This is a genomic window from Vallitalea longa, assembly GCF_027923465.1.
Classification (GTDB): domain Bacteria; phylum Bacillota; class Clostridia; order Lachnospirales; family Vallitaleaceae; genus Vallitalea; species Vallitalea longa.
The window spans coordinates 723,400-748,241 of record NZ_BRLB01000001.1 but is presented as its reverse complement, the minus strand read 5'-3'; the positions used below and the strand labels follow the sequence as shown (position 1 = coordinate 748,241).

At 32.2% G+C, this 24,842-nt stretch carries 21 protein-coding genes; all 21 read left to right on the top strand.

Annotation, left to right across the window (positions count from 1 at the left end; genetic code table 11):
* Window positions 1–11 precede the first annotated feature (11 nt).
* The 21 genes from QMG30_RS03320 (at window position 12) to QMG30_RS03220 (ending at window position 24,815) form a co-directional block, all read left to right on the top strand.
* Entirely contained in the window at window positions 12–662 is a 651-nt protein-coding gene (locus tag QMG30_RS03320) for a propanediol/glycerol family dehydratase medium subunit (protein WP_281812195.1), read from the top strand.
* A gap of 21 nt (window positions 663–683) precedes the next feature.
* Window positions 684–1,076 (top strand): diol dehydratase small subunit, encoded by a 393-nt coding sequence (locus QMG30_RS03315; RefSeq protein WP_281812193.1) that lies wholly within the window; start codon window positions 684–686, stop codon window positions 1,074–1,076.
* A 44-nt stretch (window positions 1,077–1,120) separates the two neighbouring features.
* Entirely contained in the window at window positions 1,121–2,944 is a 1,824-nt protein-coding gene (locus QMG30_RS03310; RefSeq protein ID WP_281812191.1) for a diol dehydratase reactivase subunit alpha, read from the top strand.
* 216 nt (window positions 2,945–3,160) lie between these two features.
* Window positions 3,161–3,493, top strand: coding sequence for a glycerol dehydratase reactivase beta/small subunit family protein (locus QMG30_RS03305; RefSeq protein ID WP_281812189.1), 333 nt, complete (start codon window positions 3,161–3,163; stop codon window positions 3,491–3,493).
* Window positions 3,494–3,569: 76 nt separating this feature from the next.
* The gene (locus QMG30_RS03300) at window positions 3,570–4,547 is read left to right on the top strand and encodes a cob(I)yrinic acid a,c-diamide adenosyltransferase (protein WP_281812187.1); all 978 of its coding nucleotides are present in this window, start codon (window positions 3,570–3,572) and stop codon (window positions 4,545–4,547) included.
* Between the two features lie 121 nt (window positions 4,548–4,668).
* The gene (locus QMG30_RS03295; RefSeq protein WP_281812185.1) at window positions 4,669–6,075 is read left to right on the top strand and encodes an aldehyde dehydrogenase family protein; all 1,407 of its coding nucleotides are present in this window, start codon (window positions 4,669–4,671) and stop codon (window positions 6,073–6,075) included.
* A gap of 103 nt (window positions 6,076–6,178) precedes the next feature.
* Window positions 6,179–7,393 (top strand): zinc-dependent alcohol dehydrogenase, encoded by a 1,215-nt coding sequence (locus tag QMG30_RS03290; RefSeq protein ID WP_281813396.1) that lies wholly within the window; start codon window positions 6,179–6,181, stop codon window positions 7,391–7,393.
* Between the two features lie 36 nt (window positions 7,394–7,429).
* Window positions 7,430–7,741, top strand: coding sequence for a BMC domain-containing protein (locus QMG30_RS03285; RefSeq protein ID WP_281812183.1), 312 nt, complete (start codon window positions 7,430–7,432; stop codon window positions 7,739–7,741).
* A 71-nt stretch (window positions 7,742–7,812) separates the two neighbouring features.
* Entirely contained in the window at window positions 7,813–8,091 is a 279-nt protein-coding gene (locus QMG30_RS03280; RefSeq protein ID WP_281813394.1) for a BMC domain-containing protein, read from the top strand.
* 238 nt (window positions 8,092–8,329) lie between these two features.
* Complete coding sequence (locus tag QMG30_RS03275) at window positions 8,330–8,614, top strand: BMC domain-containing protein (RefSeq protein WP_309298623.1); 285 nt, start codon at window positions 8,330–8,332, stop codon at window positions 8,612–8,614.
* Between the two features lie 207 nt (window positions 8,615–8,821).
* On the top strand, window positions 8,822–9,094 hold the full coding sequence (locus tag QMG30_RS03270; RefSeq protein WP_281813388.1) for a BMC domain-containing protein: 273 nt from the start codon (window positions 8,822–8,824) through the stop codon (window positions 9,092–9,094).
* 158 nt (window positions 9,095–9,252) lie between these two features.
* Window positions 9,253–9,885, top strand: coding sequence for a phosphate propanoyltransferase (locus QMG30_RS03265; RefSeq protein ID WP_281812181.1), 633 nt, complete (start codon window positions 9,253–9,255; stop codon window positions 9,883–9,885).
* 301 nt (window positions 9,886–10,186) lie between these two features.
* Window positions 10,187–10,456, top strand: coding sequence for a EutN/CcmL family microcompartment protein (locus QMG30_RS03260; protein WP_281812179.1), 270 nt, complete (start codon window positions 10,187–10,189; stop codon window positions 10,454–10,456).
* 18 nt (window positions 10,457–10,474) lie between these two features.
* Window positions 10,475–11,023: a BMC domain-containing protein gene (locus tag QMG30_RS03255; RefSeq protein ID WP_281812177.1), complete on the top strand. Its 549-nt coding sequence runs from the start codon at window positions 10,475–10,477 to the stop codon at window positions 11,021–11,023.
* Window positions 11,024–11,628: 605 nt separating this feature from the next.
* Window positions 11,629–16,563, top strand: coding sequence for an S-layer homology domain-containing protein (locus QMG30_RS03250; protein WP_281812175.1), 4,935 nt, complete (start codon window positions 11,629–11,631; stop codon window positions 16,561–16,563).
* Window positions 16,564–16,901: 338 nt separating this feature from the next.
* Entirely contained in the window at window positions 16,902–18,332 is a 1,431-nt protein-coding gene (glnA, locus tag QMG30_RS03245) for a type I glutamate--ammonia ligase (protein WP_281812173.1), read from the top strand.
* Between the two features lie 315 nt (window positions 18,333–18,647).
* Complete coding sequence (locus QMG30_RS03240; protein ID WP_281812171.1) at window positions 18,648–19,613, top strand: ABC transporter permease; 966 nt, start codon at window positions 18,648–18,650, stop codon at window positions 19,611–19,613.
* 12 nt (window positions 19,614–19,625) lie between these two features.
* The gene (locus QMG30_RS03235) at window positions 19,626–20,585 is read left to right on the top strand and encodes an ABC transporter permease (RefSeq protein ID WP_281812169.1); all 960 of its coding nucleotides are present in this window, start codon (window positions 19,626–19,628) and stop codon (window positions 20,583–20,585) included.
* A gap of 5 nt (window positions 20,586–20,590) precedes the next feature.
* Window positions 20,591–21,370: a DeoR/GlpR family DNA-binding transcription regulator gene (locus QMG30_RS03230; RefSeq protein WP_281812167.1), complete on the top strand. Its 780-nt coding sequence runs from the start codon at window positions 20,591–20,593 to the stop codon at window positions 21,368–21,370.
* A gap of 36 nt (window positions 21,371–21,406) precedes the next feature.
* The gene (locus tag QMG30_RS03225) at window positions 21,407–22,855 is read left to right on the top strand and encodes a sugar ABC transporter ATP-binding protein (protein ID WP_281812165.1); all 1,449 of its coding nucleotides are present in this window, start codon (window positions 21,407–21,409) and stop codon (window positions 22,853–22,855) included.
* Between the two features lie 469 nt (window positions 22,856–23,324).
* The gene (locus QMG30_RS03220; protein ID WP_281812163.1) at window positions 23,325–24,815 is read left to right on the top strand and encodes a sugar ABC transporter ATP-binding protein; all 1,491 of its coding nucleotides are present in this window, start codon (window positions 23,325–23,327) and stop codon (window positions 24,813–24,815) included.
* Window positions 24,816–24,842: the final 27 nt, after the last annotated feature.

Below are 24,842 nucleotides of genomic sequence, written 5' to 3'. Positions count from 1 at the left end.
GTGGTGAAAATGTGGAAGTAACTAATGAATTGATTGAACAGATTACCAAGTTGGTTGTAAAAGAGCTTAGCAACAAAAGAATTGTAGATAAAGAAGACAGCAAAGATATTCATAGTTCGATTTTTGAACATATTCAGAAATCTAATCGTGGAATGAATAGAAAAGAAGTTGTAATAGGTGTAGGTCCAGCTTTTGGTAGTGTAATCAAGAATACGATTAATAATCTGGAGCATGAGAAAGTTATAAAAGAAATTATGGCTGGAGTTGAAGAAGAAGGAATGGTGCCTAGGGTAATAAAAGTATATAAGACTTCTGATGTAGCCTTTATAGGAAAAGAAGCCGCTAATATGTCTGGATCAGGAGTATCAGTAGGTATTCAATCCAAAGGAACAGCTTTAATTCACCAAAAAGATCTATATCCCCTAACTAATTTAGAATTATTCCCACAAGCACCACTTTTGACTCTTGACATATACAGGCAGATAGGAAAAAATGCTGCAAGATATGCTAAAGGAGTACAGGTCAAACCTATTGAGAGTAAAAACGATTTTACTGTCAGGGCTAAATATCAGGTGAAAGCAGCTTTAATGCATACCAGAGAGACTGAATATGTGGATAATATGAAAAAATCAATAGACATTAGATTGTCTGGTGTCTGTTAGTGGGGAAAGGAATGAGATTATATGATTAAATACCCTTTGCCTAAGGATATGGTTAAAAGCCATACCGGTAAAAAATTAGATAGTATTAACATGAAAAGTGTTTTAGATGGTAGTGTCACATCTGAAGATATAAAGATATCCAGAGAGACTCTAAAATTGCAAGGTGAAATAGCTAATGAAGCTGGTAAGAAACAGTTACAGCAGAATTTTGATAGAGCCAGTGAGCTTACTGATGTTGAGGATGAATTGATACTTGAGATTTATGATAAGTTGAGACCTAATAGGGCTACCAAAAATGAATTGTTAGATTATGCTGATACTCTAGAGAAGAAGTATAGGGCTGTAATGTGTGCCGATTTCATTAGGGATGCAGTTAAGGTCTATGAGCGTAGAGGAATTCTAAGAAAGATATGATAGGCTAATTGGATATAGGTTGATTGAAATAAGGGTGATGGATGATGAAGTATATTACAGGGGTTGATATCGGAAATTCAACAACTGAAGTATGTGTTGGGCAGATTGATGATAAAGGAATGCTTAAGTTCTTGTCTAGTGCAAGTGTGGAGACGACTGGTACTAAAGGGACTCCTAGTAATGTTAAAGGGATCACCAGAGCTTTAACAGATGCTTTAGGTAAGATTCATAGAAAGATTGAAGACCTGTCTGTTATAAGAATCAATGAAGCGGCTCCTGTTATTGGTGATACTGCTATGGAAACGATTACTGAGACAATCATTACAGAGTCAACTATGATTGGACATAATCCTGACACACCTGCTGGTGCAGGGTTAGGGACTGGGTATATATATCCTGTTGATGAGATAGATAGGTTACAAGTTGATAGAGCGTATATTTGTTTAGTTAATGAACATATCGATTATGAAAAAGCTGCTTCAATGATTAATGAATTAATGAGGACATATGAGATAAGTGCTGTGGTAGTCCAGAAAGATGAAGCGGTACTTATATATAATAGGTTAAATAAGAAAATTCCAATAGTAGATGAAGTCAAGTATATTGATAAGATTGAGATAGGAATGAAAGCGGCTGTAGAGGTTGCACCTGAAGGTCATAGCATTATTAAGTTGTCTAATCCTTACGGTATTGCTTCTATATTTAGTCTTAATGCGGAAGAGACAAAACATGTAGTACCTATTGCTAAGAGTTTCGTTGGTAGCAGGTCCGCAATTTTTATTAGAACTCCTAAGGGTTCTGTAAAAGAACAAGCCATTCAAGCTGGTGAATTGTCTATATATGGTGAGAAGTCCTTGGAGAGAGTTCAAGTTGATCTAGGTGCAGATGAAATCATGAGAGCGAGTAATAAAGCAGCTCCTATAGTTGATATTGAAGGCGAATCAGGTACTAATATTGGAATCATGATAGATAATATTAAAAAGAGTATGCAAGATTTAACAGGTAATGATAATTCAGTTAAGATACAAGATATTCTCGCAGTGGATACTTTGATTCCTATGGATGTAAAAGGTGCTTTAGCTGGAGAGGTTTCTATGGAAAATGCTGTTGGAATAGCGGCTATGGTTAAGACGGAACATTTACCCATGGAGAAGATAGCTGATAAATTACAGAATGAAACGGGTGTGTATGTGAAGATTGCAGGTGTAGAAGCAGTAATGGCATCTTTGGGTGCTTGGACTACACCAGGTACAACACTTCCTTTGGCTATACTAGATCTTGGTGGAGGTTCAACAGATGCTGCTATATTAGATGAAAATGGATTAGTGAAATCTGTTCATTTGGCTGGAGCAGGACAGTTGATTACTCTTTTGATTAATACTGAGTTAGGGCTTAATGATTTGAATTTATGTGAGCATATCAAAAGGAACCCTTTAGCTAAGGTGGAAAGTTTGTTTCATATAAGAATGGAAAATAAGGATATAAAATTCTACGAAAAACCTTTATCGCCAAAACTATTCGGTAAAGTTATTGTTATGGATAAAGAAAAAATGATTCCTATAAATAGTAATATTACTATGGAAAAGATTGTGGAAATAAGGAAAAGTATCAAAAAGAAAGTTTTTGTACAAAATGCTGTACGTGCACTTAATATGATAGCACCTGATAACAGACTGAGGAATATACCTAATATCGTTCTGGTTGGTGGTAGTGCATTGGATTTTGAGATTCCGGATCTTATTTTAGAGGAATTATCTAAGCATAAGATAGTTTCGGGGAGAGGGAATATCAGAAATTGTGAAGGACCTAGGAATGCAGTGGCGACGGGGCTTTTGATGTCCTACAAAGGTCAGGGTAAAGTGTTATAATCACTTGCCTTACCCAGAGAAGCGGTCGGTCTGCGTGATTATAACACTTTACCCTTCGGTGTGAAAGATATTAGTTGTGTAGGTATGGAAGTAGTGAGAGTAATGGATTTTGCACTTTATCCCTGCGGGATAAAGGGAGTGTGCAAGTGGGTAGTGAATAGAGTTAGTTGATGATAGTTTGGTTAATTAATTATTATAAGATTTTAAGGTGATTGTATGGAGAATAGAAGACCTGAGATACATGTGTGTTATTCGAAGCAGAATAAAAGATATGTCAAGGATATATTGGCAGGAATAGAAGAAGAGGGATTGTTTAGTTATTGTTATGAGACTAGAGAGTTTGATCCTATTGTGACTGCTTATAGGGCTGCGGAGAGTTCATTATTAGGAGTTGGTGTGAGTGCTGTTGGTAATCATGTGGTTTTGCATGTTAGCAATCTCAAGAGTGATGAGCCTCTTTTGAAGATGAATATAACTGATCTTTCTGATTATAGGGGATTGGGGAGCAATGCGGCTAGATATGTTAAGGGGATACCTTTTAGATTGTAGGTTGTTAAAAGAGATTATTGTTGTTTTAGATTCTCTGGTTTGATATTTTATTCTTTGGTGAAAGGAAAAGATCAGCATGGGAAGTAAAAATCATGTGTTTACAAAAACAGGAGATAGTGGATATACGAAGTTATTTAATGGTACTTCTGTGGATAAAGATAGTATATTCATAGAAACTAATGGTAATTTTGATGAATTAACATCTAGTATTGGTCTTGTTAAAGCTTATTTGAATGATAAGATAATGATTGAACAATTGGAGAAAGTGCAGACTAGTCTGATTAAGCTTATGGGTGTTATTGCTGGATTAGATAATGATAACAAATTAGTTGAAGATGAAGTAAATGAATTAGAGAAATGGATTATAGAGTATGAGAGTAAGTATCCAATACAAAAAAAATTCATTTTAGCTGGTGTAACTAAAGTTTCGGCATTGATTGATGTGGCTAGGACTGTTTGCAGGAGAGCTGAGAGAAGTTTAGTTAGATGTTGCAGGGAAAGAAATATTAATAACAGTTATCCAAAATATATTAACAGGTTGTCAGATTATTTATATGTAGTAGCTAGATATCAAGAGTTTAATCAGTTGATTATAGATAGAGTTAAGGATGTTTTAGGCGATATGAATAGTAAAGTTAAGGTTGCAGGGAATAGTATTAATCTTGAGCAGGCTAAGAGAGTAATAGATAAAGTCAGGGACAAGGCTGAAGATTTGGATTTGAAAGTTGTAATAGCTGTAGTCAATAAGGAAGGAAATCCTGTTGGAATTAATGTGATGGATGATGCGTATATAGCAAGTTATGATATTGCTCTTAATAAAGCTTTTACTTCGGTTAGTTTGAAGATGAGTACATATGAGCTGAGTAAATTGGCACAGCCAAATGAAGCTTTATATGGAATACAATTTACCAATAATGGAAGGATTGTTATATTTGGTGGAGGAATACCACTAATGAATAATAATGGGGAAATTATTGGTGGACTCGGTGTTAGCGGAGGTAGTGCCAAAGAGGATACTATGCTTGCTGATTATGGAGGAACATTGGTACATTGATGGTTAGAGGAAGGGTAAAGTGTTGCGATAACTTGCCTTATCCTGAGATGCGGTCGGTATGTTAGATGGACAAGAGCAATTATGATGACATGTGATGATACTTTTGAAGGAGTGTGGATTAATGGTTAGTAATGTTGATATTGAATCAATTGTTAAGAGTGTTATTGCTAGTATGAATAATACGGATGTAGACCAGGATAGTGTCACTTCTAATTATGGTATTTTTGATACCATGGAAGAGGCTATTAACGCTAGTATTAAGACTCAGAGAAAAGTTAGGGATTTGCCTTTTGAATTCAGAGAGAAAATTATAGCTAATATAAGGAAAAAGACTATTGAGAATGCAGAAACCCTCGCAAAAATGGGTGTCGAAGAAACTGGAATGGGTCGTGTAGGTGATAAGATATTGAAGCATAAGTTAGTTGCTGAGAAAACACCTGGTACTGAAGATATTAACACTGTTGCTTGGTCTGGTGATAGAGGTTTGACTTTAGTTGAACAAGGACCTTTTGGTGTTATAGGAGCTATCACACCATCTACTAATTCTAGTGAGACTGTTATTTGTAATACTATAGGAATGCTTGCAGGAGGTAATACTGTGGTATTTAATCCTCATCCTGGAGCATTGAATGTTTCTAATTATGCTGTTGAGTTAGTTAATAAAGCATCTGTAGAAGTGGGAGGACCTAATTTCATTGCTGGTTCTGTTAAGAAACCAACTCTTCAAAGTGCAGATGTAATGTTTAAACATAAGAGTATTGGACTTTTGGTTGCTACAGGAGGACCGGGAGTTGTAACAGCGGTATTGTCTTCTGGAAAAAGAGCCATAGGAGCTGGAGCAGGTAATCCACCAGTAGTCGTTGATGAGACAGCAGATATTAAGAAAGCTGCTTATGACATATTTAATGGAGCTACATTTGATAATAATCTACCATGTATCGCGGAGAAAGAAGTTGTTGTGGTAGAAGAAGTTGCTGATGAGTTGATTTATTATATGGAAGAAGCAGGAAGCTATAAGATTGAAGGAAAGTATATTGATAAGTTAACTAATACTGTTTTACTTAATAAAAATGGTAAAGTTGTTTTGAACAGAGAATATGTAGGAAAAGATGCTAGTTATATTTTAAATGCTATAGGAATCACAGTGGATGAAAACATCAAGTGTATCATTTTTGAAGCAGAAGGTAATCATCCGTTAGTTACTGAGGAATTAATGATGCCTATATTAGGAATCGTAAGAGTTAGTGATGTAGATACGGCGATTGATTTAGCAGTTGATCTTGAACATGGTAATAGGCATTCGGCTCATATGCATTCTAAGAACATTGATAATTTGACTAAGTATGGGAAGTTGATTGATACAGCTATATTTGTTAAGAACGCTCCTTCATATGCGGCATTAGGTTTTGGTGGTGAAGGATATTGTACTTTTACAATTGCCAGCAGGACAGGTGAAGGACTTACTTCAGCAAGTTCATTTACTAAGAAGAGAAGATGTGTCATGGCAGAGAGTTTATGTATAAGGTAAGGGTCACCCTTCGGTTTGAAAGACCGGAGAGTATAATGATGTGGAACAACAGACAACTGATTACAAGAATCATATAAAAATGGAGAGGAGAACGAGAATAGATATGGAATTGAATAGTATTGATATTGAGTCGATTGTTAAGCAAGTTATTAGTGAAGTATCAGGTGATAAGGGACAGGAAGTTAAAGGGATTGATAGAGTTTCAAGTCCAGTAGTTCCTAAGAGAGCTAAGGTAGCTATGTTGACTGAAAAAAGGAAGATTGAAGTTAAAGAGTTTGAAATCCCTGATATTAGTGATGATGAGATGTTGATTAAGGTTGAAGGCTGCGGTATATGTGGGACTGACGTACATGAGTATAAGAATGATCCTTTTTCATTGATTCCTGTTGTTTTGGGACACGAGGGAACTGGAGAGATAGTTAAGATTGGTAAAAATATTAATCAAGATACTGTTGGTAATTCTATTGGAATTGGGGATAAGATTGTTACTTGTACCATTCCATGTGGAGAATGTCATAACTGCCTTACTATGTCTGATAGGGATAATCTTTGCGAGAATTCCGGCATATATGGGTTGATTGCTGATGATGATAAGAAATTTAATGGATGGTTTAGTGAATATTTGATTATTAGAAAAGGATCTACATATTTCAAAGTTAATGATATGGATCTGAAGACTAGAATGTTAATTGAGCCTGCTGCAGTTGCAGTTCATGCTGTAGAGAGAGCTAAATCAACAGGATTACTTTCATTTAACAGTAATGTAATCATTCAAGGTTGTGGACCTATAGGATTAATGGTTATGGCTGTTGTACGTACTATGGGTGTTGAAAATATCATTGCCGTAGATGGTGATATCAATCGTCTGGAAATGGCTAAGAAATTAGGAGCTAAGCATACTGTTAATTTCAGACATTATAAAGATAATGAACAATTGAAATTAAGAATAAAAGAAATTACTAAAGTTGGTGCAGATTTCGCTTTCCAATGTACAGGTGTTCCACAAGCAGCAGCTAATATATGGGGCTTTGTTAAACGTGGTGGAGGATTATGTGAGGTTGGTTTCTTCGTTGATAATGGAAATTGTTCAATAAATCCTCACTTTGATATGTGTAATAAAGAAATTACAGCAGTAGGTTCATGGGTATATAAAGTATCAGATTATCCTATTACTTTAGATTTCTTGAGAAGGGCAAAAGGTATTAATTTACCTGTTAATGACCTTATCACACATGAATATCCATTAGATGAGCTTAATGAAGCAATGGATACTAATATGAAACAAACAGGAATTAAGATAGCATATGTTAACAAATGAGTTACTTTTAGTTGATGCTGAGAAAGGATGTTATTTATGAATCAGGCAGTTGGACTTTTGGAGGTTTTTGGATTAGTTGCAGGTTTTGTTGCGGCTGATGCAGCATGTAAAGCAGGAGATGTTACTATTGAATCATTTGACAAGAATAAACCTCTAAATGCAGATAAATTACCTGTTCCATTGTTAGTGTGCTTGAAAATTCGTGGTGGAATAGACGATGTGAAAGTTGCAATAGAAGCAGCAGAAAACGCTGCAAATAACATATCTGGTGTATATTCAAAGCATCTGATAGCAAGACCTACAGAAGAGACAGAGAAGATGTTAAATCTTAATTGTTTGAAAGGATAGCTATTAATTTATATAAATAGTTATATGAAATATAAAATAATCAGATTAAAATAAAATTCAAGGAGGAAATAATTATGCAAGAAGCTTTAGGTATGATAGAAACAAGAGGATTAGTAGCAGCTATAGAGGCGGCAGATGCAATGGTAAAGGCAGCGGATGTTGTTTTGATAGGAACTGAAAAGATTGGTTCAGGACTTGTAAGTGTTATGGTAAGAGGAGATGTTGGAGCAGTAAAGGCAGCTACTGAAGTTGGTTCTTCAGCAGCATCAAGACTTGGTGAATTGGTTGCAGTTCATGTAATTCCAAGACCTCACACAGATATTGAGAAGATATTACCAAGCATAAAATAATCATTAGATTTTTACTCCTCTATATTTATTGCAGACAATGGATTTTAGTTCTATGCTCTAAGATTGAACTGATGATCTTATCCGAGATAATATAATCTGTTGTCTGCAAAATTGAAGGAACTTCTATGTAATTGGTAGTTAATTGATGTATTGACTGATTGTATTAGAAATACAGATAGATATATAATTTTAGCAAAAAAGTAATTTGTTAAGTTATATATAGAAAGGAAGAAAAATAGTGAAGGCTTTAGGCTTAGTTGAAATATCAGGATTAGTGCCAGCAATAAATGCATTAGATGGTATGTTAAAAACTGCTGATGTAGAATTTGTGACATGGGAAAAGAAATTAGGTGGAAGGCTTGTAACTATTATTGTGACAGGAACAGTTTCATCTGTAACAGAAGCTGTTAATTATGTGAGAGATATGAGAAATATTAAGCTAGTAGCTCACGCAGTGATTCCAAGACCTCATCAAGAATTAGATAAATTGATAAAGATGAGTTCTGAGAAATATAAATTCTAAGATGGTGGTGAATATGCCAGAATTATGAAAAAAGAAATTAAAGCTGTAGACGAAAATGAAGAAAAGAAATTGGAAAACACAGAAGATAAAAATATAAAGAATACTACGAAATCTAAGAAAAGCAAGAAGAATACAGTATCAGAAGAAACTAAAGATAATAAGAAAATAAATGAAAATATTATTAAGAAAAATAAGGAGGAAAAGAGAATGGAAGCTTTAGGTATGATAGAAACAAGAGGATTAGTAGCGGCGATAGAGGCAGCAGATGCAATGGTTAAGGCAGCTAATGTAACTTTGATAGGAACTGAGAAAATAGGTTCAGGACTTGTAAGTGTTATGGTAAGAGGAGATGTAGGAGCAGTAAAGGCTGCAACTGAAACAGGTTCTGAAGCAGCATCAAGACTTGGAGAATTAGTTGCAGTTCATGTAATACCAAGACCTCATTCAGATATTGAAAAGATATTACCATGTATTAAATAAGATATATACTAATTAATATTTCTCTTTAATAGGACTAAGTAAGCCATATAAGTTTGTGGCTTATTCTTAGATAGATGATGTTGATAATAATGAACTAGAATGGTATATATTTTAACTTTCATTATAGTATCTAATGAAAGCGAAAGGATTGATGCAGCGTGGACCAATCAGCATTAGTTGATTTGATATCAAAAAAAGTATTAGAACAGATTAATTCAAAAAAAAGCGTTATACCTATAGGTGTTTCTGCTAGGCATGTTCATCTATGCAGAGAAGATGTTGATAAAATATTCGGAAAAGGGTATGAATTGACACCTATCAAGGAGTTAATGGGTGGCCAGTATGCTGCAAAGGAAACAGTAACTATTGTTGGAACGAAACTTAGACCTATTGAAAATGTCAGAGTTCTTGGACCTATACGTGAGAGAACTCAAGTTGAAGTTTCTAAAACTGATGCTGTCAGACTTGGGCTTAATCCTCCTGTAAAACCATCGGGTGATCTTGATAATACGGCACCTATTACATTGGTTGGACCAAAAGGTGCTATATCACTTGATAATGGGTGTATTATAGCAATGAGACATATACATATGTCGTCAGAGGATGCTAGAGAATATGGTGTAAAAGATAAACAGATTGTGAAAGTTAGAGTTTCTAGTGACAGAGGTGGCATATTGACTAATGTACTAGTTCGTGTTCATGAAAGTTATAGGTTAGAGATGCATATTGATACTGATGAGGCGAATGCTCTTGGTATTAAGTGTAATGATAGTGTAGAGATATTGGTGTAAGATGTAGTTTTGTTAGCGGGGTGTAAAGTGTTAGAATCACTTGCCTTACCCTGAGGAGTAGTCGGTTTGCGTGATTCTAACACTTTACACCCCTTTTTCTTGTTAAATAGGAAAGTTCTACTTTCTATTATCCTTGAAATCTTTTATGAGGCGTAGCCTCTTTGTTCTAAGACGGATATGTAGTTTAGATAGTTAGATAGTATTGGTAATTTGGATAATTGAATAATATGAGAAATTTTATTATAGATTAATTTAATAATGGGATTAAATATGAGTAGGTGTAGGTAGGTGAAAAAATAATATGATTATTGGTAAAGTGATAGGGACTTTGGTATCGACTAGGAAGCTTAATAATCTGGTTGGAAGTAAATTCTTAGTTATTGAAAGTGCTTCTAATATGGGAACTGATAAGAGGATTGTTGCGGTTGATCAGGTTGGTGCTGGTATAGGTGATTTTGTGTTGGTGGCACTAGGGAGTGCAGCTAGGATAGGAGCGTTGAAAGAGGCTTCTATTGATGCGGCAGTTGTTGGTATTATAGATGATGAGAATGATATTTTAGATACTTTTTAGGTAATAGAGGTGGTAATGATGGAGTATGCTTTAGGTATGGTGGAGTTTAAGAATATTGCAATGGGTATAAGCGTAACTGATTTGATGGTGAAAGCAGCTAATGTAATTATTGTTAAATCTATTATAACATGTCCTGGAAAATATATGGTTATTATTCGTGGTAAGTTAAGTTCAATCAATGCGGCTATTGAGAAGAGTATAGAGTATGAAGAGATTGTAAGTGATTATTTTATATTAGGTAATCCTCACGATAGCGTATTTGATGCCTTCAATGGTAAGTATGAGATAAATAAAGATGAAGCGATGGGAATAATAGAAACTTCTAATGTGCCATGTCTTATTGAGGCAGCTGATATGATAGCTAAGACAGCTAGATGTTATATACTTAAGATAAAGATGGCTAGAGAATTAGGTGGAAAGGCTTTAGTATTTTTTGCTGGTGAAGTAGCGGCGGTAGAAGCTTCCTCTAAGGCTGCGATAAAATATGTTACTGAGAAGGATAAGCTTGTAAGCCATTCTATAATAGCTAGTCCAGACCCAATGATTTGGGATACATTAATTAAATAAATATAGACATAGATATAACTCTTTTTATTTGTAGAAAGTTCATGATGCTGAAGATTGAGTAATTGATTTTTGGATTTGTGATACATTAAGGGGAGTTATTTTTGCGTAAATGTGCGAATATTAACCTATTGTAGAATCTACATAAAGTAAGGAAACTGGACGATCTAGTATTGACTGTGAAATTAGTTATGTTACATATCTTTTTGACATTGTTAATTTATAGGCAGTAGCCTTGAATTAAATGTCAATCTATTAAAAAATGCATATGTCGGATGAATGATTTAATATATTGTGTTATATAATTAAAAACATATCATAATTAAAGATAGTTAACTAATCAGAGGAGCTATATATAATATGCTTTTCTGATTTTTTTAGTTAAAGAAAATTATTCAGAAAAATAATTATTGTATTTAGAAAAAAGTAATTATAGATTACACATTGTAATAAAATAAATATTTTATTTGTCAATATATTTCTAAATACGTCAATTAATTACATAATAATACAAATTTTAATTGACAAGTTCTATATATGGGGCTACACTAATATTTATATGTCTATATATTACTATAAAGACTATAATATATTTTAGGAGGAAAAAAATGAACAATAATTTTAGAAATTCAAAATTAATATTTATATTCATCCTAACGTTTCTATTTACGGGATCGTTTGCTTATGCAGATTTTAGCGACCTACAGGGACATTGGGCTAAAGATTGCATAAATAAATGGGCAGGTAATGGAGTTATTAATGGCTTCAATGATGGAACTGTTCATCCAAATGATGACATAACAAGAGCAGAGTTTGTAAAAATAATAAACAAGATTTTTAATTTTACAGAGAAAGCAAGTAAGAACTACAGCGATGTGAAGAGTGGTCAATGGTACACAGATAACTTTGCAAAAGCTAAGCAAGCAGGCTATTTAAAGGATTTTGTAGATGCTAAGGCACTTCCAACAAAGGAATTAAATAGAGAGCAAGCGGCAACAATACTATACAATGTATTACAGATGCAAACAACTAAAAGCAGTGAAAGTAAGACTTTTACCGATACATATGAAATATCAGAGTATGCGTCAGAGCCAGTTAAGGTATTGTATTCCAAAGGTTTTATAAATGGTTATCCAGATGGAAGCTTCAAGCCAAGTAATGTTATAAAGCGTTCAGAAGCATTAAAAATGGTAGATAACGTAATCAAAGGATATTTTAACAAAAAAGGTACATATTCAAATCAAAAATTAAAAGGGTCTGCAATAATTAATACATCAGGTGTAACTTTAAAAGATGTTGAAATACAAGGAGACTTATATTTAACAGAGGGTATCGAAGAAGGAGAAGTTACATTGCAAAATGTAGAAGTATCAGGTAAGACATATATAAACGGTGGTGGAGAAAACAGCGTTTATTTTATTGATTCTACAATTGAAGATGTAATAGTCAACAAAGCAAATGGTAAAGTACGTTTAGTATCAAAAGGAGAATCAAACATCAAAAATGTAATACTAGAATCGGGAGCTAAATTAGAAGAGGAAAGTATTGCTAAGAAATACAATGGTTTTAAAGATGTAGAAGTATCAGAAAAAGTTCCATGTGAGCAAGATGCAGAGTTTAGTGGAGATTTTGAAGGTGTAACAATCAGTTCATCAAATGAATTGACTTTTGATGATTGTGATATAGAGCAAGTAGAAATCAAAGGTAATGATGATAGAAAAATACCAACAGTAAAAATGCTAAAAGCTACAGTTAAGAGCTTAGTATCAAAAGCTGAAGGTGCAAAAATAGAAATGAAAAAAGGAACTAAGGTTGAAAGCATTGCATTAGAAGAAAAAACAGATTTATCAGTAGATAGAGGTGCAGAGGTAGGAAAACTATCAATAGATAAGGATGCTAAGGGAACAGACATAGACATAGATGGTAAAGTCAAAAAAGTAGCTAATGATGCAACAGATGTAAAAGCAAACGGAAAAACAATAAAAAAAGGCAGTAACGTAAGTACATCTACGAAATCAAGCAGTTCAAGCAGTAGCCATCATTCATCAGGTGGAAGTTCATCTACATCAACATCTGATACAACAAAACCTGTAATAGAAAATGTAGCTAGTTCAAATGTAGAAGTATCAGCTACTTCAACATGGGAAGCACCAGCTACAAAAGCAAGTGATAATAAAGATGGTGATATAACATCTAAAATTAAAATAGCATATACAAGTGATGATAGTGAAGCTAATGTAACAAATTTAACATCAGCAAGAGAACACTTAAAAACAGTAGGAAATACAGTAATAGTAACTTACACTGTATCAGATACAGCAGGTAATTCAGCAACAGCAGTTGTAGCAACATTTACAGCAGTAGATTATAATACTGGGGAAGAAGATACAACAGCACCTGTAATCACAGGAGTAGAAAATAATAAAGAATATCAAACAAAGGTAACACCTGTATCAACTGATACAGATATCAAAACTGTAACACTAACTAAAGGTGATACAGCAGTAAGTTATAAATTAGGAACAGATATTACAGAAGCAGGAGAATATATTTTAACTGTGACTGATAATGCTGGGAATATAACAAAGATTAACTTTGCTATTAAAACGATAATTAGTGATGAAATTGATTTTAATCCTATTGTAGTGGCTTCATTTATAGAAAATAATGACGAAATTAGATTTAATACACATGGAATCATAACAGCATCAATAGATACAAGTAAATTAATTTACAAGACTTCAAAAGATGCAATATATGGATACGGGCTATCTGATAAATATGTTCTCGTTGATTTAAAATCAGATCTAAAACAAGGAGAATATTGTTATTTAGATATTGGTGATGATACTTATATTAATATGAAATTATTTAGCAAAGATGCTAAAGCAATTAAAAGTCTTGATGGATATGGTAATGTTAGTGATTTTCCAAACAACGATAATGATAGATTAGAAGCAAGTGAAGGATGGTATAGTAACGCAAAAGCTGGTATTAAATCAATGCAAATAAGTAATGATATCAAGGTTAATTTAAAAACTTCTATACAAGGTGGAGTATTTGTATATGGTAGTGATGGAATTTTAACTGATACTAGACGCTTATCAGGCAATGAAAATAGTAATGAGACAATATTAGTAAATACACATACAAAAAAGATTGTTTTTTATAAAGGAGAGTATGATCCTACTGTAGATCCAACTAGTGGAGAGATGAAGATAATAAAATATAAAGATGATTTTATTGAAAACGGTATTACAGTAGATGATAGTAACTGGATACCAGTTACCGAAGATAATTTTGGGAAAGAAGATACAACAGCACCTATAATCACAGGAGTAGAAAATAATAAAGAATATCAAACAAAGGTAACACCAGTATCAACTGATACAGATATTAAAACTGTAACACTAACTAAAGGTAATATAGCATTAAGTTATAAATTAGGAACAGATATTACAGAAGCAGGAGAATATATTTTAACTGTGACTGATAATGCTGGGAATATAACAAAGATTAGCTTTACTATTAAAACTACAATTATTGATGAGATTGGCTTTAATACTGAACAAGATATATTGGTTGACTTTGCATATAACACAAATGAAATAAGATTTACTGTAAAAGGTAATTTAACTGAAGATATTGATACAACTAAATTTAAGTATTTAGACTCAGAAGATATTAATGCAAATTTTCATACATTACAAAAATATGTAAAAGTTGATGATACATCTAAATTAGTAGCAGGTAGTTATAGTTATATAGAAATGGTAACACATATTGATGGAAAAGAAATTGGATTAACACAAATATATCTTAAGTTAAACGAAGAAGATGCAAATAAAATACAAAAACTAGAAGGACTTGGTAATCCTAATTGTTATGTAGGACAAGGAGATATATTAGTAGCTGATGATGGTTGGTATTCGGATGTAAAAGGTGGAACTAAGTTCGTTAATATTGGCAATAAAATAAAAATTACATTTGAGAATACAATACCAAAGGGAGTATTTTCTTATAACAAAAATAATTATAATTTTTCATCTAGTTCTATAGACCAGTATGATGATGTTCTTTGGATAGATGAAGGAACAGATAAGCTTATATTTACTAAAGATGAGTATAATTTTAAATTAAGTGGAGAAATTAAGATAATTAAAGTTACAGAAGATATAATAAATAATGGTATTGTAATAGATGATAAGGATTGGATAGATGCACCAAAGCTTACACATAAAACAATTGATGCAACTCATAAGATACTAACATTAAAATTTAATAAAAATATTGGATTTAATGATGTAGAATATATTAAACAAGATATAAATATTTCTAAAGATAATGGTGAATTTGTTAATTTAAGTGATGATGACGAAGTAATAATTGTAGGTGAAAAATTAATAATAACATTTAAAAATCCATTAACAAATAATGATAAAATTAAAATATATAGAAGTACGTTAAAGGATAAAGATGAAGTAGCAATACATGATGTAATAATAAATGTTTTTGATTGCAGTATTGATGAAAAAATTAGTTTTACGTATCCTAATAGATATTCACAATTCATAGAAAATAATAACCGATTAGATATTGACATAATAGGAAACTTAACACAAGAAGTTAATATAAACAAATTAACATATACAACATCATCAGATGTAGCTTATAAATTACAAAGCAATTACCAAAAAGTTGGACATACGAATGACTTAGAACCGGGGAAATATTGCTATTCACAAAGTAGCGCTAATACTACTATTTGCATAGAATTAACGACCGAAGATGCTGAAGCAATAAAGAAGCTTGATGACTATGGTAATAATACTATACAATATAACGATAATGATAGTATAGTAGCAGAAGATGGTTGGTATGCAAATATAAGTGGTGGCTCTAATACAATTTATGTTGAAAATGAAATGAATCTTAAAAATATTAGTGACGTTTCAGGCTTATATTGTTATAACGAAAATAATGAGCAGTTAGAATCATTTTCTAAAGAATGCATAAGAGAGGAATATATGATGATAAATGCTGGTACAAGAAAAATGGTATTTTATAAGGGAAATGAAACATCTGGCAACAATCCATCTAGTGGGGAAATTCTAATAAAAAATATTGATTCAGATATTATTAAAAATGATATTGACGCAGGAGTTGGAGAATGGAAATTAATACCAGAATTGCAAAGTGCAGAAATCGATGAAACTAATAAAATAGTTACGTTAACATTTAGTAAAAAAATTAATGAGTATACTAATTTTATATATGATTTTAAATCAAATATAGAAATAGCAACAGATGGTAATAATTTCGAACCTTTAGATAGTAATGACATTGTAGAGATAACAGGTGGGCAAGTAGTAGTTACATTTGATAATGCTTTAACTACAAATGCAAACAGGATTAAAATAGCTGAAAATACTTTAGTTGATGAAGATGATTATGTTTTAGGTGTAGAAGTTGTAACAGATGTTATTGATGCTAGTGGTGTTGATGAAGTTGTAACGGATACAGTAAGTGTAACTGTAAAATAGGAAGTTGGGTTACCACGACGTATCTTCACTGACCCCCCTTGGGGTGTGAAATTTTCCACAAACATGATTTGAAGAAAAGAGTATTTACTTTGGAGTAAATGCTCTTTTTGTTTACCCGCCATAGGTTGGTTTTAACGGATGAGAGAGATGTGAATGTTTTTAAAATATATCACTAGTATTGGAAGCCAATTGGCTTTTTATAGCAAGTATTTCCACTATAAAATTAATTTAATAAGGAATATTTCATTTAATAATTATATAAGCTATTTCGTGTTGTAATAAGACATAATATGTTTTAAAATGCAGTTACCAAAACTTATGATTTAGGGGGATGCTATATGTTTAAAAATTTAGGTGAGCTGAAAAATTATTGCAAAATACACGAAATAAAAGTAATTGATTTCAAAGTAATTGATCTAGCGGGAAAATGGCATCATTTAACAATTCCTACAGCAAGATTCACAGAAAAAACTTTAGAAGATGGTATTGGGTTCGATGGTTCAAGTTATGGATTTTTAACAGTTGAAAAATCAGATATGGTTTTTATTCCTGATTTAAGCAGTGCATTTGTAGATCCTTTTAATGAAGTACCTACGATTACTATGATTGGCAATATTTATGCAATAGGAGATAAAATTGAGAGGTTTGAAGGTGACCCAAGATATGTTGCCGAAAAGGCAGAGAAATATATGGTGGAAACTGGTATAGCAGATAAAACTTTATATGGACCAGAATTTGAATTTTACATCCTTGACCACATCTCATATAAAACTACTCCTAACCATATGGAAGTTTATTTGGATTCAGATCAAGCAGATTGGAATATGGGAAACAGGGATACTAAGAATCTGGGATTCAAAGTTAGCCATCATGATGGATATCATGTAGATATTCCTAATGATGTCAATTATAATCTTAGAAATAAAATGATGATAATGCTTGAGGAACTTGGCGTACCCGTTAAATATCATCATCCAGAAGTAGGTGGACCTGGACAACTTGAATTTGAATTGAGTTTCAGTGGTTTATTGGAAATGGCTGATAGAACAATGCTTACTAAGTATGTCTTGAAAAATGAAGCTGTTAGAAATGGTAAGACAGTTACTTTCATGCCTAAACCAATATTTGGTGAAGCAGGGAATGGAATGCATGTTCATTTCCAATTATTTAAAGATGAGAAGCCAGTTTTTTATGATGAGAATGGATACTCTGGTTTGAGTGATACAGCTTTATATGCTATAGGAGGTATTCTAAAACATTCACCAGCACTTATGGCTTTTACTAATCCTAGTACTAATTCTTATAAACGTCTTGTACCTGGCTATGAAGCTCCAGTTAGTGTTTGTTTTGCAACTGCTAATAGAAGTTCTGTAATCAGGATACCAGGATATGCTAAGAAACCAGGAGCGAAACGTTTTGAATTTAGACCATCTGACGCAACATGTAATCCATATATAGCTTTCTCGGCTTTGATGATGGCTATGTTGGATGGAATTATTAACAAGATAGATCCTACAAAAGAAGGTTATGGACCTTATGATGTTAATATTTTTGATCTTCCAGATGAAGAAAAAGCTAAGATAAAAGGATTGCCAAAATCTCTTGAAGAGGCTGCAGATGAACTAGAAAAGGATTATGAATTCCTACTTAACGGTGGAGTGTTTACTGAAGGTATAGTCAAGGATCAATTGAAGCGTATTAGGAGAGATGCAACAAAAGTTAATATTATGCCTAATCCAATAGAATTTGAGATGTATTATGATTTATAAAAATTATAAAAGATCAGCAATAAGTTAGATATTGCTGATCTTTTTTGATATTAGTGCGTATTAATATATGTATGATTATTATTTCATTGATATTTTCTATCTAAACTTACATTTGTTTTATTCTGTAAACCAAAACAATAATTCTTTATTTCCCCATAAAATTGAAGGTTTGATAGTTGAATTATATATAAAATGATGTTTTTTGTGATTTTCTAACTAAAACTACCAAATGGAAGAGATAAAGTATTGACATTTTTTGCAAAGTATATGATACTAAATTAATAAGCATTGTCTTTGGAGGTGTATATCTATACTATGAAGAAGAAACATAAAATAGCTCAAGAGTATTACTTGGCAATAATATCTGTTTTATTCGTTTTATTGATTTCCTCCATTAATCCTAATTTTATTAAAATTTCGGAGTTGTCTTATCTGTTTAAGAGTAATGCTGTTTATTTTATTGGTGCATTTGGAGTATTGTTAGTCATGATACTAGGTGGTATAGATTTATCTATTGGTTCTATGATAGCTTCTGTTGCTGTGATAGTGGCACAGCTTCTAAAAATGTATAGTATCAACGTATGGCAGGCTTTTATTATCGCTTGTGTTTTAGGTATGGTTTTGGGATGGATTAATGGTATGTTAGTGTCAAAACTAAATGTATCTTCGGTCATTATCACTATAGCTACAATGACTATATATAGGGGTATGATTAAATATTTTATAAAAAAAAGATATATACTTGGATTACCACAAAAGATTACATCGTTTGGTAGACTGACTATTGCTGGAATACCGATTCAGATTATATTTATTATCATTATCGGTTTGATTACTTATTTCATTTTGAAATATACTACTATTGGAAGAGGCATATATGCAATAGGAGGAAATGAAAAGCAGGCGATAAGAAGAGGATATGACAAGCATAGGATAACAGTATTTACTTATGCATATTGCGGTTTGATGGCTGGAATTAGTGCTTTTATCCATCTTACTTTAATTGGTGAAGCATATATAGAAGGATATAGTGGATATGAAATAACTTTTATTATTATGCTGGTTCTTGGAGGAGTTAGTATTGTTGGAGGGTATGGCTCTATAAAAGGTACTATATTTGGAGTAATATTTATTATTATATTAAAAAATGGATTTACCTATATTCATATTTCTGTTTTTCTACATAAAATTCTAATAGCAGTAATTTTTATTGTTCTGGTTAGTTATAATGTTAGGCATAATAAAAAAACAGATAAAAAACAATTTGTAGAATATGACTAAGGGTGTGAAATTGTGGGTAAAAAGAAAGAAATAGTTATTCAAGTAATGATTTTATTAGTGACAATAATTCTTGCAGCAATAATAAGTAAAGAACAATTTCTGTCTAGCAACAATTTAATGATTATGCTGCACCAAATACCTGAATTTGGTCTTATCGCATTAGCTGTAATGGTTATAATGTTATTAGGAGATATTAATCTCTCAGTTATAGCAATGACAAAATTGGCGGGTATTGTTGGTGGATTATTTATGATAAGCGTTAAATTACCTGAAAGTATATTGGTGATATCAGGTATAATAATTATGATTATTATAGGATTGGCCTGTGGTGTATTAAACGGAGCGTTAGTATCTTTTGTAGGTGTAAAATCAATAATTGCTACCCTTGCCATGATGCTTCTTTTTGAAGGTGTAGCACTTGATATTACTCATGGAGGTGCTGTATCCAAATTTCCTTCAACTTTTTTGTGGATTGGGAATGAGAGCATAGCTTTTGTACCGGTACCAATGATTATATTTCTAATATTTGGTTGGGTAACTTGGTATATACTGAAAAAAACTCAGACTGGCAATCTAATTTATAAAGTGGGAGAGGACAAGTCAGCTGCTAATTATTCAGGTATAGATGTTAAGAAAATAATATTCTTCGCATATTGTTATGCAGGAATTTTAACAGGTATTGCAGCAATTATTATGACATCCAGATATAACTCCATAAGAGCTGATTATGGAACATCATATTTGTTAAAAAGTATTGTGGCCGTAATATTAGGCGGAGTAAATGTCAATGGAGGAAAAGGAAGTGTCATTGGCGTAATGATTTCTGTTTGTACATTGAGTGTATTATCTAGAGTTTTGGGTATATTGGAAATGAATACATATTTAATAGATTTCTTGATGGGGCTTATATTATTGATAGTCTTATTCATTAATTATTATTTACAAAAAGATAAAAAGATTACAGGTGAGTGAAGAGTATGTTTGGAATGGAAAGACTTCAAGCGATAAGAGAAAGTTTATATAAGAATGGTTCTGTTGAAGTAGTCAACTTGAGTAAAATGTTATCTGTGTCTGAAATGACTATAAGAAGAGACTTAGATAAATTAGAAAAAGAAGGACTGATTGTTAAGACATATGGAGGAGCTATTCTGAAAAAAGATAAAACCGAAGAAAATTCTCTTGATGATAAAAATGAAAAAAATAAGCTTCATTTGAAAATAGCTAAGATGGCTAGTCAATTGATTGAAGATAATGAAGTTGTCTTTATCGGAGGAGGCTCGATTCTCTATGAGCTATTAGATTATCTAAAGGAAAAGAAAGGACTAGTTGTTGTAACCAACAATATAAATATTGCTATGAAAATAATGAGTTATAAGACTGTAAAAGTGATTATAACAGCAGGAGAAATAGATCCAGCCACAGGTGATATTTTCGGTTATGAAACTATTCATTCGTTAGATAATATTTTGATTGAAAAAGCATTCGTTAGTGTGGATGGAATAGATAGTGAATTAGGATACACAACTAATACTAAGGAGTATTTGGAACTATACGAAGTAATTAAGAAAATATCAAACAGAGTAGTACTAGTTGCAGAGCATAAACAATATGGTAAAAGAGGTTTGAAACGTATTGCACAGTTAGATGAGATAAAGGAAATAGTTGCTGACAAGAACATACCAGATATGTTTAAGGAATATTATTTCAATAATGATATCAAATTATATGCTTCTATGGTTGATAATAACGGTTTATAATCTTATAAAAACTTAACAGCGGGTAGGGTGAAACTTATGGGTGAGTTACTTGCAAGCATGAAAAGAGTTACTAAAAAATATGGAAGCATTGTTGCTGCTGACATTGAATCTTTTGAAGTATATGAAGGTAAAATATATGCTTTGATAGGTTCTAATGGTTCGGGGAAAACAACTATGATGAAAATTCTTTCGGGACTGGAAAGTTGCGATTCAGGAGTTGTTGAGTTAACTTATGATAACAAAACATATATGATACATCATGAAACCAGTCTGTTTCAGGAATTAAGGGTATATGAAAACATGTTCATGAATGATGAGCCAAAGATCGGTATTAAAAAATTGGGAGTAGTGGACTGGAAGAAGATAAGAGAAAGAACACAACATATTCTACATGAATATGAAATTGATATTGATATAGATACCAAAGTCAAATATTTATCAGTAGCTTCTCAAAAAATAATAGAAATAGTTGTAGCGCTAGCTATGGAAAGTAAGATAATTATTATTGATGAACCTCTAGCGTTATTAGATAAAAACGAAATCGAAATAATCAATAGACTTATTAAAAAAATAAAAAAAAGAAATATTACTGTTATTTATATTTCTCATAGAATGGATGAAATCTTGGAAATAGCTGATCATATTACAGTGCTTAACAAAGGGAAGATTATTCAAGACGATGTGAAAGAGAAATATGATAAGGGACAGTTGATTAAATATATGGTAGGTATCAAGAAAAGAGAAAGATATCCTAAGCGGAACATAAGGATAGGCAGAGAAATGTTGAGAGTTGAGAATATATCGACTAATGTTATTTCAGATATTAATTTTGATGTCAAAGAGGGAGAAATACTTGGTATTACAGGATTGAGAGGATCTCATAAATCAAGTATTGGATTAGCCCTATTCGGTGTCATGGATTATAACGGAAATATATATATAGATGGTAAAAAAGTTAAGGTGAACTCAACACATCAAGCTGTAACTAATGGTATATGTTATATAGGAGACAAGAATGAAGGAGTATTCTTTGATAATAGTATATATGAGAATATAACATCCGCTAACATAAAAAAAGTACGAGCTTTGAATCGTTCATCTAAGAAACTTATAACAGGACATTATGTGGAAATGCTTAATATAACGCCAAAAGATATAAGTGTAAGATTAAAATATCTAAGTGCTGGTAATAAGAAGAAAGTGATGCTGTCAAAATGGTTGTTCAGTAATTCAAAGATATTTATATTCAACAAACCTACAGCAAATATAGACACAGCATCCAAAATAGATATTTATAACATTTTTATGGATTTAGTAAGTTCGGGCGCGGCTATAATCATGATTACTAATGATTTTGATGAATTAATTGGTATGAGTGATAGAATACTTGTAATGGATCAAGGGAAAATGGTAGCAGATATAGAAGGATATGATGCTAGTGAAGAAAAAATCATGAGGTATATAGCCTCAAATAATGATAGATGAAACAATCTAATAATATCCTCCAGAAGATATTCAATAGAAAAATATTGATGTATATGAATGTATAGAATAGGTAGTTATCTCAGAGATAGCATACCTGTTTTTTTTATGTATTTATAGTTTGTATTTGCATTATCTATTAGGAATAACAACATTATTTGATTGAAAAAAACACAAATAAACATAAAACAACATTTACCTATTGACGCAAAAAGGGTTTTTTAGTATAATATAAACAAATAGCCGAGGATATTGATGAAAAAAATATTGATTATACTGAAAGAGAGTATATGACAGTGGCTTGCGTTAACAAATTAGAACAAATACTAACATATACGCATGTTTGGTTTTGTTAATATGATGAGATATGCATTGATTAATGAATTTTGAGTTCTATCATTAATTGTTTGATGTAAAAAGGATTATAGGTTGCCTTTATTAACTTAAATATATTGTATAAGGAGATCAGCGGATGTCGGACTTTGTACTTGAATTAAAGGGAATTACGAAGATCTTTCCGGGAGTTAAGGCATTAGATAATGTTGAATTTAGATTAAGAAGAGGTCAAATCCATGCCATAATGGGAGAAAATGGTGCTGGTAAATCTACATTTATAAAGATAATCACAGGTGTTTTGATTCCGGAAGAAGGAGAAATCTATTTGGATGGAAGCAAAATAAATATGAAAAATCCAAAAGATGCTCAGAAATTAGGTATAGCTGCAATATACCAACATGTAACTTGCTATCCAGATCTAAGTGTAGCAGAAAATATTTTTATGGGTCATGAAAAGATTCATAAAGTTACTAAAAGAATCATGTGGAAACAGATGTATGAGGAAGCTAATAAATTGTTAAAAGAGCTAGGTGCTGAATTTAACTCAAAAACTTTAATGGGTTCACTAAGTGTCGCTAAACAGCAGATAGTTGAAATAGCAAAAGCATTATCTTCTAATGCAAAGATTATTATTATGGATGAACCTACTGCAGCTCTAACTAAAAAGGAAAGTGAAGAGTTATATAAGATAGCGGAAAAGCTAAGGGATAATGGTGTATCAATTATATTTATTTCTCATAGGTTCGAAGATATGTACAGGCTTGCTACAGAAGTAACGGTTTTCAGAGATTCAAAATACATAGGTACATGGAAAGTTGATGGAATATCCAATGAGGATTTAATAGTTGCAATGGTAGGAAGAGAGATTACACAACTATTCCCTAAGAAAGAAGTGAAAATGGGAAAAGAGCTTTTAAGAGTTGAAGGACTTTCAAAAGATGGTTTCTTCAAAGATGTATCTTTCAACTTACATAAAGGTGAGATTCTAGGATTAACAGGACTAGTAGGGGCATCAAGAACAGAAGTTTGTCAGACTATATTTGGTATCATGCAGAAAGATGAAGGGAAAATTTTTCTGGAAGGTAAAGAAATTACAGTGAAAGAGCCAATGGATGCTATGAATCTAGGAATAGGATATTTGCCAGAAGATAGGCAAAAGCAAGGTTTAGTGCTTCAATGGGGTTTGGATAAAAATATTACTTTACCAACTATCACTAAATATTCTAAAAATGGTTGGTTGGACAACAATAAGGAATCAGAAGTGTCCAAGATGTTATGTGAAAAAGTAGATGTAAAAGCAACGAGTATTTTTGATTTGGCAAGTTCATTATCCGGAGGTAATCAGCAGAAAATTGTTGTGGCTAAACTTCTAGCAGCAGATCTGAAAGTAATAATTCTTGATGAACCTACGAAGGGTGTAGATGTAGGTGCAAAATCTGCTATATATGAAATCATGAGTGATTTAGCATGTAAAGGATACGGAATTATTATGGTTTCTTCTGAAATGCCAGAAATATTAGGTATGAGTGATAATATTATTGTAATGCGTGAAGGAAGAGTAACAGCTTCACTAGATAGAAAAGAAGCTTCACAAGAAGTTATTCTAGAATATGCAATGGCTAAGTAAAACTAATAACAACATAGAAAGGAAAAG

Bases quoted from the DNA above. Each gene is read 5' to 3' on its own strand.
- QMG30_RS03295 (WP_281812185.1), top strand. From the start codon at position 4,669: ATGGTTAGTAATGTTGATATTGAATCAATTGTTAAGAGTGTTATTGCT.
- glnA (WP_281812173.1), top strand. From the start codon at position 16,902: ATGTTTAAAAATTTAGGTGAGCTGAAAAATTATTGCAAAATACACGAA.
- QMG30_RS03315 (WP_281812193.1), top strand. From the start codon at position 684: ATGATTAAATACCCTTTGCCTAAGGATATGGTTAAAAGCCATACCGGT.
- QMG30_RS03310 (WP_281812191.1), top strand. From the start codon at position 1,121: ATGAAGTATATTACAGGGGTTGATATCGGAAATTCAACAACTGAAGTA.
- QMG30_RS03285 (WP_281812183.1), top strand. From the start codon at position 7,430: ATGAATCAGGCAGTTGGACTTTTGGAGGTTTTTGGATTAGTTGCAGGT.
- QMG30_RS03270 (WP_281813388.1), top strand. From the start codon at position 8,822: ATGGAAGCTTTAGGTATGATAGAAACAAGAGGATTAGTAGCGGCGATA.
- QMG30_RS03220 (WP_281812163.1), top strand. From the start codon at position 23,325: ATGTCGGACTTTGTACTTGAATTAAAGGGAATTACGAAGATCTTTCCG.
- QMG30_RS03290 (WP_281813396.1), top strand. From the start codon at position 6,179: ATGGAATTGAATAGTATTGATATTGAGTCGATTGTTAAGCAAGTTATT.
- QMG30_RS03250 (WP_281812175.1), top strand. From the start codon at position 11,629: ATGAACAATAATTTTAGAAATTCAAAATTAATATTTATATTCATCCTA.
- QMG30_RS03240 (WP_281812171.1), top strand. From the start codon at position 18,648: ATGAAGAAGAAACATAAAATAGCTCAAGAGTATTACTTGGCAATAATA.
- QMG30_RS03260 (WP_281812179.1), top strand. From the start codon at position 10,187: ATGATTATTGGTAAAGTGATAGGGACTTTGGTATCGACTAGGAAGCTT.
- QMG30_RS03300 (WP_281812187.1), top strand. From the start codon at position 3,570: ATGGGAAGTAAAAATCATGTGTTTACAAAAACAGGAGATAGTGGATAT.
- QMG30_RS03230 (WP_281812167.1), top strand. From the start codon at position 20,591: ATGTTTGGAATGGAAAGACTTCAAGCGATAAGAGAAAGTTTATATAAG.
- QMG30_RS03225 (WP_281812165.1), top strand. From the start codon at position 21,407: ATGGGTGAGTTACTTGCAAGCATGAAAAGAGTTACTAAAAAATATGGA.
- QMG30_RS03305 (WP_281812189.1), top strand. From the start codon at position 3,161: ATGGAGAATAGAAGACCTGAGATACATGTGTGTTATTCGAAGCAGAAT.
- QMG30_RS03255 (WP_281812177.1), top strand. From the start codon at position 10,475: ATGGAGTATGCTTTAGGTATGGTGGAGTTTAAGAATATTGCAATGGGT.